Raw genomic sequence first — 11,938 nt, 5'->3', positions numbered from 1 at the left:
CCAGACCGTCGACCACGACCCTCCCGCGTTGAACGTCGTAGAACCTGAGCAGGAGGCTCGTCAAGGTCGTTTTGCCCGCACCGGTATGGCCGACGATGGCGACCGTCTCTCCTCGACCCACCTCGAGCTCGATGTCTTGGAGGACCCAGTTCTCGCCCTTGTAAGCGAACCAGACATCCTCGAAACCGAGCGTTCCCGCCCCCGAGATCGCCCGAGGACTGCCTTCGGGTGAGGAAACGGTGACCTCGGCGTCCAGCAGCTTGAATATCCGCTCCGAAGAAGCCATTGCGCCCTGGAGAATGTTGAATTTCTCGGAAAGATCGCTAATGGGCCGATAGAAGCTCTCCGAGTACTGAATGAACGCGACGAGGCCTCCCAGAGTGAGCGTTCCGAGAAGGATCTGACCACCGCCGTACCAGATGACGAGACCGATCGCGATCGCCCCGAGCACCTCGACGACGGGATAGAAGATCGCGTAGTGGAGGATCGACTCGATGTTCGCATCGGTGTGTTGTCGATTGAGCTCGGTGTACTGCGCCCCCTTGCGATCCTCCTGGCGAAAGAGCTGAACCACCTGCATCCCCACGATGTTCTCCTGGATGAACGCGTTCAGGGCGGCGATGCGAGTTCGAACCTTTCGATAGACGGTGCGCACCCGACGCTTGAAGATGATCGTGACCGCGAAGAGCGCCGGGAGAACCGTGAAGGTGACGAGCGCGAGGCGCCAATCGAGGTACAAGAGCACGATCATGATGCCGAGAAGCATGAAGACGTCGCCGAAAATCGTGACCACCCCGGAAGTGAAGAGCTCGTTCAAGGCGTCCACATCGGTGGTGACGCGGGTCACGAGACGTCCCACCGGGTTCCTGTCGAAGAAAGCGGGATGAAGGCGCTGGAGATGAGCGAAAATCTCTCCTCGCATATCCTTCATGACGCGAAACCCCGCAAGGTTCATGATGTAGACCTGGCCGAACGAGATCGCGAACTGGAGCAGGAGCGCCACGACGTAGAGGCCGGCGATCGCGTTCAGGCCGGCGAGATCGCCGGTAGCGATGTAGTCGTCGATGGCCACCTTCGTCAGGAACGGGCCCACGAGCTTCAGCGCGGCCGCGGAGACGACGAACACGAACGAGACCACGACGTGAAGCTTGTAGGGCCTCAAGTAGGTCAAAAGCCGCCGCATGAGGCGACCGTCGTAGACCTTCCCGAGGGCCTCTTCTTCCTGAAACGGCATTATTTAGTGCTCACTCGCCTCTTCGGCTCGTTCGCTCCCCTCGCTCCTCGCTCGGGGAGGACGGCCGGATTATTCGCACTGCGTGCTCACATCTCATACCCTCGAAGTAGCCCGATGCGGACGATTCCCGCGGCCCACGCCTTCGCTTCGGCGTGGCCGCTTCCTCCCGGCCGGCTCGCTTCGCTCGCACAAATGCGCTGCGGTTTCTCATCACGCGGCTAAATTCGCTCGAGCTCTTCTTCGAGCAGCTGCTTTCGATGAAGGCTCGCGTAGAGACCATCCCGCTCGACGAGCTCGTCGTGGCGTCCCCGTTCCACGATCCGGCCAGCGTCGAGAACGTAGATGACATCCGCGCTCTTGACCGTACTGATACGGTGGGACACCACTAGCGTCGTCCGCTCGCGCATCACCTCGGAAAGCTCTCTCAATATGCGCTCCTCGGTCTCCGTATCCACGGCGGAGAGGACGTCATCGAGAATCAAGATCGGCGGGTCGACGAGAAGGGCGCGGGCGATGGTCGCCCTTTGCCGCTGGCCGCCGGAGAGCGTAATACCGCGCTCGCCCACGAGGGTTCGGTAGCCGTCGGGGAAATCGGCGATGTCGCCGTCGAGGCCCGCCTGCGTAGCCGCCCTCGCGATCTCATCGGGCGAAGCGGCGGAGCGACCGAAGGCGATATTGTCCCCGACCGATTCGGAGAACAGGAAGCTTTCCTGGGGGACGAAACCCACCGCGCGACGTACCGTCTCGAGGGAGAGGGACCTTACGTCGTGTCCATCGATGAGGACGGCACCCTCGGAGACATCGTACAGACGCGGAACGAGGCTCGCGAGCGTCGTCTTGCCCGATCCGGTCCGGCCTACGAAAGCAACCGTCTGGCCCGGCTCGATGACGAGATCGACTCCGTCGAGGACACGGTGGCCGTTGTACTGGAACGACACGTTCCTGAGCTCGATGCGACCCCGGAGGGGGCCTTCGACGTCTTCCGTGCCATCCACGATATCGGGAGCCGTGTCCAGGACGGCCGCGATGCGCTTCATCGAGGCCGCGCCCCGTTGATAGATGTTCACCACCCAGCCAAAGGCGATCATCGGCCAGGTCAGCATGGCCAGATAGGCGAAGAAAGCGACGAGCTCACCGAGCGTCATCCGCCCCTGAACCACCATGCGGCCGCCCCACCAGAGAACGAGCGCGGAACCAAACCCGATCAGAGCGGCAAGCAGTGGGTAGAAGGCACCCCAGAGCCTTACCAGCTTCATGTTTCGTCGAAAGAAGTCCTCGTTCTCGGCGTCGAAACGCGCCATCTGATCGGCTTCCTGCGTGTAGGCTTTCACGACCCGCATCCCCGACACGTTCTCCTGGACGAGTGTCGAGATGTCGCTCATCTTTTCTTGAATCGCCTCGAATCGTTTATGGATCACCGCGCCAAACTTCTTCACCGCGAGGGAAACGAGCGGCATCAGCGTGAGCGAGACGAGCGTCAGCTCCCAGCTGATCGCCACCATGAAGGCGAGGGCACCGATGGTGATGGTGACGGTCTCGGCCGGATACATGATTCCCGGTCCGAGCACCATGCGGACCGCGCCGATGTCGTTTGAGGCCCGAGACATGAGATCTCCGGTTCTCCATTTCTGAAAGAACCTGGGGCTCATCCTCTGCAGATGGCCGAAGAAGTCTCCCCTCAGATCGAACTCGACCCAGCGAGACACGCCGATGAGAAGCTTCCGCATCCAGAAACGAAAGAACCCCTCGACGATCGCAAGGACGACGATGAGCCCGCCGTAAAAAGCGAGCTTCCGAACCGTTATCTCGACGGTGAGATCGTCGACGGTGCGTTGAAGGACTTGGGGCGCGAGAACGGCAGCGGCCTTCGCGAGCAGAAGAGCACCCATGCCGAGCACCATCGGTTGTGGGTAGCGCTTGATGTAAGGCAGGAGCCGTTTGAGATCGTTCATAAGGAGACAGGCACTTCGAAGCTCCCCCGTTCGACAAAGGGAACGCTGCAGTATAGCAACCCGCGAATCACGGGCTGTGGGCGAGCCGGCCCTTCCTTGGCTGAAGTAAAAGGCGGGGCCGCCAGGGGATGCGGCCGTGGCATGGAGTGCTAGAAGAGTGTGGTGAGTCTAAGAATGTGAGGATTTTTAAGGAAGATGGAAACAAGGAACGGGGGATCACCCCCCGTTCCGATCCCGCGATGTCTGCTCTTAAGGAACCACCAGGGCGTTAGCCATGGCGGTAAAGATGTTGATCACCGCTTGCGAAATGTTCGGGAGAGCAAGGGCAATGGCGAGAGCCACCATAACGAGCATGAGCGCATACTCGACTGCCGTCGGTCCGTCTTCCTCCCTGAAGAACCGAATGATCTGCTGCTTCATCACGTGTTTTCTCCTTCTCTATGCGTCTGATGCGGCTCTTATCGCACCATCGAACGTTGGGCCGTTACTCTCAGTAGACGCTTTCTCTCTAGAGCAAGTGTTGTGCCAGACGGGATGAACGATATAAATTATTGATTTTTAAATAGGTTACGATTCAAGTCTCCGTTAGTGCTTCTATCTGTTGCAAACACATGGGTTAAAGTCTATCCAACACAGCAGGATACAATGTACGGGCCATCGTTCTGGACTCGTCCGGACAAGGTGGCGGGAGTCGCCGGAAGGGTTTGTTCGAGAAAGAGTTGGCGAACCCGCGCAGGCCGGACGGTTAATCGGAAACGCGGGGCATGAATGGCTACCGGTGCCCGGTCTCGATGGCGTTCGCTCGCTCGTCGACGACGGATTGATAAGACACGTCGCCGAGACTGCGGTAGAGCTCAAGTGCTTCGAGACGCTTGCCCGCCTCTTCGAGGGCACGAGCGCGGTCGTAAACGAGATCCGACGCATCGTAGGGAGCCTGCTCGTCGATCTCGGCAATGGCGCGCTGGAACGCTTCCGCAGCCGCGGCGAAATCTTCTTGCTGGAACAGCCGGAGACCGCGCTCGAGCTCCGTTTCGTCCCGTTCCAACAGGACCCCGCGACGGTAGAATCGGGGGGGCCCCTCGACGTCATCGACGAGCGCGTTTCGGACCTCTAAGAGCTCGCCGTCGAGGATGCGAGCGTCACAGCTTTCGAACCGGACTTCCCCGTCAGCGACGAGCTTCAGACCGTGGCAGCCCGCCTCTCCCGCGAAATGGAACACCGGGCCTTCGTCCAGGATGTCCACCCCGAGGGGCGCCTCCTCGGCTCCCACCCAGACGAGCTCGAGGTCGGATCCACTGTCTTCGAGCAGGAAGTTGAAGTGGAGCAAACCCTCGTCGGTGGAATACGAGCGCTGGAGGGCGACTCGTGGACTCTGGATGGCCGAGTAGAACACTCCGACGTTGTCCGATGCCGTGCGTCGGACCCTCGGGTCGACGGCTCGCGAGCGGTCGAGGAGCGTGTCGGCCACCCTCTCTCCCAGGAGCTCGAGCGCCAGGCTCTTCGCCGCCTGGGCGCCATCGAGCCGCGAGAGAGCCTGGAGAAGCTCGATTCCGAGCGCCCGGCTCGCGCTCGCCCCCCGGATTACGCGCTGGGCAAGCCGGCCGAGCTCGGTGTAGAGGTCGTCGAGAGGCGCAGGGCCGGCCTCGAGCCGGTCGATCCGGTCAATCCAATCGAATAGCGTGCGGTATTCGTTGACCTGACGCTCGAGGGTGACGATCGGTTGGCCCTTCGCTTCGCGCTCTTCCCGGGAAAGGCTCGGCTCGGCCAAAAGCCCCAAGCATTTTTCCACGAGCGGGCGCAGCTCGCCTTCGGGCAGCACCGGCAGCCGAATCTGGGAGAGTCCTCCACGTGCGACGATCCGGACCTCCCCATCATCGCGGAATTGCAGCCCGGCGGGAAGCGAGTCGCGCTTCCCCACGGCAACCGGCATCCCGAGAAGACGCACGATTCGTCGGGCCACGGGCAGATCGGCTTCGTCGACGAAGGCGACCACCTGGATCGGGATACCCTGTCGGATCAGCGAAGCAACGGGGCGGGTAATGGCATCGAGCTCTTCACTGCACCGGCCACAGCGCTCCTGGGGCACGTAGACGACGAGAAGGCTTCCGCTTCGAGCGAGCTCGCCGGTGACGAGCGTTCCCCCGTCGGTGACCGCCGATATCTCCGGAAAAGCGCCATCGAGGAGCTCCACCTCGCCAAGCTCCGGTGCGTGTATCACGAAGCGGCGCCGGTCGAGACTCGCATCGAGAGCGTGTCGAGAGCGAAAAGCGCCCGTCTCCAGAAGCGCCGTCTCCAAAGCCGCCGACTCGGAACCGGATGCCAATAGGGCGTCGAGCAAGAGCTCGATCCGCTCTTCGATGCTCAGGTCCGGATGATCCGCCATCAAGAGCAGAGTCTCCGGAGAGGGTGCGCGCCGGTAAGCCTTTCGGGCCGCTCGCCACTTCTCCTGCGCCGATAGCGCGTCGCCGAGCAGGCGAAAATACCGAGAGCGCCTCTCTCGATAACGCTGGCGCGCTTCGAGAATCATTTCCTCGAAGAGAAGCCCTTTGTCGGGACGCGATTCGATCTCCTCCTCGGGTACGAACCGGAGAGAAAGCTCGAGTGCCTCGCGAGCCGATTCTTCGGCCGATCGACCGTCGTCGGTCTCGAGATGGGCCCTGGCGCGCTCGTAGGCCGCCTCCGCGGAGCGCGGCTGAGCCGCGAGAGCCAGCACGAGAAATGGGGCAGATGTGAGCAAGGGTCAGCCCGAAAGCCTCGCGAGCCTCTCCGCCGCAGCCGCGAGGGTCTCCTCCCGCTTGCAGAAGGCGAATCTGAGCTTTTGCTTCCCGTCTTCCCGACGGTGGTAGAAGCTCGAGCCTGGTACCGCGGCGACCCCGACGCGTTCCACGAGATGGCGGGCAAAAGCCACGTCGTCGGAAAAACCGAACCCCGAGATATCGGTCATGATGTAGTACGCGCCTCCCGGCCGATAGCAGCGGAATCCCGCCGCGCCCAGACCCGAAAGGAGACGATCGCGACGGGCCTGATAGTCGCTCGCCAGTCGCTCGTAATAACTTTCGGGAAGAGTCAAGGCAACCGCCGCAGCCTCTTGAAGCGGTGCCGCCGCCCCCACGGTGAGAAAGTCATGCACTTTCCGGATGGCGTCGGTCAACGGATCCGGAGCCACCGCCCAACCGACTCGCCAGCCGGTGAGGGAATAAGTCTTGGATAGACTGTTGATGGTTACCGTTCGGTCCGACATCCCTTCGATCGTCGCCATGGGAATATGCCGAGCCCCGTCGTAGAGGATGTGCTCGTAAATCTCATCCGTCACCGCGACCACACCCCATTTCTGGCAGTGCGCCGCGATGGCCTCGAGCTCTTCACGAGAGTAGATCTTTCCCGTGGGGTTGTTCGGCGTATTAATAATGATTGCGCGGGTGCGTGCGTTGAAAGCGGACTCGAGCTCGGCGGGATCGATTCGAAAATCCGGCTCGTGAAGCGTCACGTAGCGCGGCACGGCGCCCGAGAGGATGGCATCGGGCCCGTAGTTCTCGTAAAAGGGCTCGAAGACGATCACTTCGTCGCCGGGATCGACGAGGGCGAGCATCGCCGACATCATGGCTTCGGTCGAGCCGCAGGTAACCGTTAGATGTCGCTCGGGGTCGACCTCGAGTCCATAGACTCGGCGGGTGCGCTCCGAGATGGCATCTCGTAAACGCTTCGCCCCCCAGGTGATCGCGTACTGGTTGACGTCCGCACGGATGGCGGCCACTGCGGCTTCCTTGATCGGATCGGGAGCACTGAAATCGGGAAACCCCTGAGCCAGGTTGATGGCATCGTATTTCTGAGCGAGACGCGTCATCTCCCGGATGACCGATTCGGTGAAACGAGCGGCTTTGCGCGAAGCGCGCACCGCTCCGGCTTGTTGTACCTTATCGGTCATCGGTAATGTTTCGACACCGGCTCGAACGATTTTATGGGTGAGGGCCGTCGGCCCGAGCGGCGATGACCGTTACTCGTCGGCAGCGGCCTCGGAGTCCGACCCTCCGTAGAGGCGACGATATAGCATCTCGTTCCGGAGAACCAGCCTGACGTAGTTCCTGGTCTCGTCGAAGGGAATCTCTTCGATGAAGACCTCGGCGTCGAGCGACATGTCCATGCCCGTCCATCTTCGCACGCGATTCGGTCCCGCGTTGTAGCTGGCGAGCGCGTAGTCCACTCGTTCGTCGAATCGGGCGAGCTCCTGCTTCAGGTAGCGCGTTCCGTAACGAATGTTGATCTCGGGAACGTAGAGATCGGCCAGCGCGTACTTTCGGCGCTCCTGGCGGGCGAGGACCCTTCCCGTGGCGGGCAGAATCTGCATGAGGCCACGAGCCCCGGCACGCGACCGGACTCGCGGATTGAAGGTGGACTCCTGGCGGATGAGCGCCGCGACGAGAAACGGATCGAGCTCGTGTTGGCTGGAGTATTTCTGCACCTCGTCCCAGTAATCGAGGGGATAGAACAAAAGCCAGATCGGCCGGGGCAACAGGTCTCCGGTGGCGGATTCGTGAAAAGGAAACGCTTCTCGAATCGTTCGGATCGCCTCCATGTTCCTTCCACGATCGTGGTGAATCCAGGCAGCCAATGCGAGAAACGCCGCGTCGTCTCGGAGCCCGCGAACGGCGCTCCGAGCCTCGGCGAGTGCCGCCTCGTCGAGGCCGACGACGTCGAGCTGGGCGATACGCTGCTGCTTGGCGACCCGGTCTATCGAAAGGGCGTCTCTCAGATCGATGCCGTCTCGAGCCGATTCGATCGCCGAAAGCGAGAACGAATCGCCACGCAATTCCCCGAGACGCTCGAGCGCCCGTCGCCCATAGTAGGTGTTCTTGTAGCCGAGGAGCACCTGGCGATAGAGGGACTCGGCGCGGTCGACACGACCGGCTTCTTGGAACGATCGGCCCGACCAGTAGAGTATTCGTGCGAGACCCTCCGCTCCCGGTTTTTCCCGCGCCGCTTCTTCGAGACCAAGGCCCGCCTCATCGAAGCGGCCGTGCCGGAAATCGTCCCAGAAGAGCTGCCATTTGGCATCGAGAGACCGCTTCCCACTCGGAAACATTTGCACGAGCTTGGTGAAGTAGCTCAGAGAGATCTCACGCTCACCACTCGTATCCTGGTGGGAGGCGAGAGAGTAGATCGCTTCCTCGGTCCATGCACTCGCCGGATAGTTCTCGATGAGGCGATTCACCAGCTCGAGATGCGTAGAGCTCGACCCCAGGCGACGGGCTACTTCGGCCTGATAATAGAGCGACTCGGGAAGAAGCTCCTCTCGCCGTACCTTCCGGAAATCCGTCAAGGACGCCGTCAGTTGCCGGCGACGGTACTGGCAAACCCCCATTCGGAGAAACAGGAGATCGGAATCGGCGACGCCGGAGTAGCGGCTCAGTACGGAGCGAAACGCGGAGTAGGCGTCCGAGTAACGGCGCTCCTCCAGGAATGCTTCCGCGCGCTTCAAGCCGAGACGGTAATAATGCGCCGGACTCGGCTCGGGGAGTGCTTTACGGGCGCTCGTGAGAAGACTCACAGCGGTCGATGCCCGGGGGTGTGTCGGCATCCCGTAGTACAGTTTCTCGAGGACCTCGACGGCGTCCACTGGGCGGTCCCTCTCGAAATGAAGGCGGCCGAGCGCGTAGAGCGCGTCCCCCCGGAGCTCTTCATCCCGGCTCGAAGACGCGGGCTCGAGAACGGCGATGGCGCCGGCGACGTCCTTACGAGCCTCCAGGAGCTGCGCCATCGCGAGCCGGGCCTGTCCGTCACGGACGGTGTCCTTGTACTCTTCGGTGAGCCTGGCTAAGGCTTGCAGCGCTCCGTCGGCGTCGGTGGTCTCGGAGAGTCGCGCGATCTCGAACAGGGCATAACCGCCGAGCTCGGTCGAGTCGACCTCGGGTGCCCGAAAATACCGAATCGCATCCGTTGTCCGACCTTCCCCGGCGAGCACCAAGCCCGAGGCAAAAGAAGCCAGACCGCGAGCCGTCGCCGTGGCGCCGCTCTCGCGGACTCTCGAGAGCTCCTCGAGAGAGGCCCGAGCCAAACCATTCCGCATGATGACCTTCACTTCCCGAAGGCCGTCATCCGGATGGCTGAGAGGCTCCCAGGGAAGGGATGTCTTGGCGGTGGATGCGCTTTCCGCGGGCTCGCGTGCGGCTCGCGGAGGCGAGACGAAACCTAATAGAAGGAAGACGAGCGCGATCGCAAGAAAGATCCCCAACCGCCCCCGATTAAGCCTTCGATCCATCGACGTCTGCTGGAAAAGCGCCCCGCAACGTTAGAGCACGAGCTCGATCCCGCGTCTCTTATTCTAACCCCAATCCGTGATTCTTGCAGGCCCCGAGTTCCTCCGATGCCGTGCCCATTCGGGGTGAACCGGCATGCGACCTCCGATGACCAAAAGCCCGATGGGCTACGTCGGCGGCAGCGGGTGGCCGAGCGTGGCCTCGTCCCCGTCCCCGAGGATTCGGACGAGCTCCTCGTTGAAGTAGTTCGTCGCTGCCCGAATGGTCTCCGAAACGCGTTCCTTGTAGAGTTGGCGGCTGCGCTCGATGTCGTCCCTGAGTTTGGCGTAGAGATCGCGAGTCACACGACCTTCCCTTACTTTGCTCTCGTTGTAGAGCTTGATCTCCGAGACGAGAAGTCGAGCGAACCGCATGGCCTCTTCGTGCTTCTTCCGACTCTCCGAATCCAGCGAGTCGAGCTCGGGCTCGGGAGCCTTCGCCACGGGTGCGGAAGCCGGACTTGATGGACCAGCTGGTGTCTGCTCCACGGATCGTGGCTTCACATCAGGCGAGCTGAGGATCCGGGTTCCCGGATCGGAGTCGGTGACGACTTGGGTGGGATGCGACGGCGTCTTCTTCGTATACACCGGCGGCGACGGCGTGGGGGTCACTTCTGGCTTGCCCGTCTTCTGAGAGCTCAGGGCGTCGAGCAATCTCGACGCGTAGGAAGTCAGGATCTCCAAAGCTTCCGCGCTCGGCAGCCCAACCGATTGGTCACCGGTGTCCGCGTAGACGATGGCAGCGATGCGGTCCCTCAGAATCAGGGGAGTCGCGAACACCGCCGTCGGGAGCACGCTTCCGATCCGTGACAACAGCTGTACGTTGTCCCGATGCTCGTTGGAATCTCCATGGAACGTGGCACGATCTCGGATCACCGCGCTGAACAGCGTGTCGGCACTCGAAGGGACGGAGACTTTCTTGATGGCTTCGTTGTTGAAGCCCGGCGTCTGGTCGAAGCCCCGGCCGTTCCAGCCGATGCAGGAGCCCCCTTTCAGGATGAACAAAGCCACCCTGGGAGCGAACTGAGACGCCTCTTGCAGGAGCTGAGTGAGAACTTCGGTGAGCGACGTGCCTCGGTCGATATTCGCGAGCGATGCTCGGAGACGCTTGAGCGCGTCCCCATCGACCGCCTCCGCCGTCGGGGCGGCGGCGGCCCCTTCGTTGGAGGCGGAGGCCATCGCTTCGTTGGCGAAGGCAAGGATCCGATCCTCGTCGATGTTCTCCTCGTACTTCGACATCCTTTCCTGGAGCGCGTCGAGCTTCTGGATGAGCTCGTCCTGCAGCCCGGTGACGTCTTTCCGAAGATCGTTTGCCCAATTGGATACGAGCGCATGAAACAGCGCTAACGACTTGGCACGTAGCTGATCTTGATTCATGGGAACGCGCTTCCCTAAGTTTCGCAGTTAGAGGCGCATCCACGCCTCATGCGGGTTGTGTTGGGTGCAACGACCGCTTTTTACGTCATTATCGTGGACGCTTCCACTTAAGTCAATATAAGCAAAGACGTTGCCTGTGTCCACTGTGAAACCGAGCTTCGGCCAAAGGGACCCGATTGCACGGCACCGCGGTTACGCCTAAAATGTGAGTGCATCTGTCACTTCCGAAAGGGGGCGAACAGGGTTCGACGGAGACAACTGATTCCGTAGTGGCATGTCGAGCTTCTCACTTCTCGTAAAACGGTGAGGCAAAAACACAACTGCCAATAACGAATTGGCACTAGCCGCCTAAGACGGCTACGTCCTTCCGGCTCTCGCTCGCTGGGGTTGGAAAGGGCGTCATTAAAGGCGAGCTAGCCCGAAGCAGCTCCCCGGGCCGCGGGCGAAATCAAGGGGATGGCTCCCATCAGGTCCTTGCCGGATCCTGACTGATGGGAGCGAGATGAGCGGGAACCGGATAAGCATGTAGAAGCTGCGGATGAAGGTTTTCGGACGCGGGGTCGATTCCCGCCGCCTCCACCACCTTCGCTCGTCTGCTGACATCACTGCGACGAGCTTCGGCTAGGTAAACCAACTTCCCGAGCGAAGGCTGTCTCGCCGTAGCCCGAAGGGCGAAGGCGGACTTCGCATCCCGATCTCGTCTCTCTTAGCATGTGTACGTTATCCAAACGATTCGTCTACGTTCTCCGAAGCCTCATCGAGCCCGAACGACATTATGTTGGTCTGACGGCTCACGTTCTGCAAAGGCTTGATTGACACAACGCCGGGCAGTCACCACATACAGCGAAGTACAAACCCTGGACTCTCGTTGTCGCGATCGAGTTCCAGGATCCGGCAAGTGCAAGCCGTTTCGATAAGTATCTGAAGTCCGGCTCCGGCCGATCTTTCGCGAAGAGGCATTTCGGAAGTGGAGACTATCCGTCTCGGCCAAAGCTTGGCCGAGTACCTCAGTTCCCCGCCCGTCCGCGACAGTGCCAGAGACGCGGTTCGAGGTTAGACTTGGGCAGCAGGAAGACAACATGG

7 protein-coding genes and 1 other RNA gene are annotated in these 11,938 nt (G+C 61.4%); 1 reads left to right on the top strand and 7 read right to left on the bottom strand.

Going from position 1 to position 11,938, the window contains the following annotated elements; translation table 11 throughout:
* The 7 genes from VEK15_06960 to VEK15_06930 all read right to left on the bottom strand — a co-directional run.
* The coding region (locus VEK15_06960; protein ID HXV60413.1) for an ABC transporter transmembrane domain-containing protein at positions 1-1,234 on the bottom strand (1,234 nt) is incomplete at its 3' end.
* Positions 1,235-1,452: 218 nt separating this feature from the next.
* Positions 1,453-3,186: an ABC transporter ATP-binding protein gene (locus VEK15_06955; GenBank protein ID HXV60412.1), complete on the bottom strand. Its 1,734-nt coding sequence runs from the start codon at positions 3,184-3,186 to the stop codon at positions 1,453-1,455.
* Between the two features lie 249 nt (positions 3,187-3,435).
* Positions 3,436-3,606 carry a Flp family type IVb pilin gene (locus VEK15_06950; GenBank protein HXV60411.1) on the bottom strand — a complete coding sequence of 57 codons (171 nt, stop codon included), beginning with the start codon at positions 3,604-3,606 and terminating at the stop codon, positions 3,436-3,438.
* A 352-nt stretch (positions 3,607-3,958) separates the two neighbouring features.
* The gene (locus VEK15_06945) at positions 3,959-5,923 is read right to left on the bottom strand and encodes a hypothetical protein (GenBank protein HXV60410.1); all 1,965 of its coding nucleotides are present in this window, start codon (positions 5,921-5,923) and stop codon (positions 3,959-3,961) included.
* A 3-nt stretch (positions 5,924-5,926) separates the two neighbouring features.
* A complete protein-coding gene (locus VEK15_06940; GenBank protein HXV60409.1) occupies positions 5,927-7,111 on the bottom strand; it encodes an aminotransferase class I/II-fold pyridoxal phosphate-dependent enzyme in 1,185 nt (394 codons plus the stop codon).
* Positions 7,112-7,180: 69 nt separating this feature from the next.
* A complete protein-coding gene (locus tag VEK15_06935; protein HXV60408.1) occupies positions 7,181-9,442 on the bottom strand; it encodes a transglycosylase SLT domain-containing protein in 2,262 nt (753 codons plus the stop codon).
* A gap of 165 nt (positions 9,443-9,607) precedes the next feature.
* Positions 9,608-10,855 (bottom strand): hypothetical protein, encoded by a 1,248-nt coding sequence (locus VEK15_06930; GenBank protein ID HXV60407.1) that lies wholly within the window; start codon positions 10,853-10,855, stop codon positions 9,608-9,610.
* 230 nt (positions 10,856-11,085) lie between these two features.
* On the opposite strand from VEK15_06930, the gene ssrA reads away from it, so the two are divergent.
* Positions 11,086-11,437, top strand: a transfer-messenger RNA (tmRNA) gene (gene ssrA, locus VEK15_06925).
* Positions 11,438-11,938 lie beyond the last annotated feature (501 nt).

The sequence above is a fragment of the Vicinamibacteria bacterium genome, assembly GCA_035620555.1.
Lineage (GTDB): Bacteria > Acidobacteriota > Vicinamibacteria > Marinacidobacterales > SMYC01 > DASPGQ01.
This window is presented reverse-complemented; position numbering and strand designations above follow the sequence as displayed.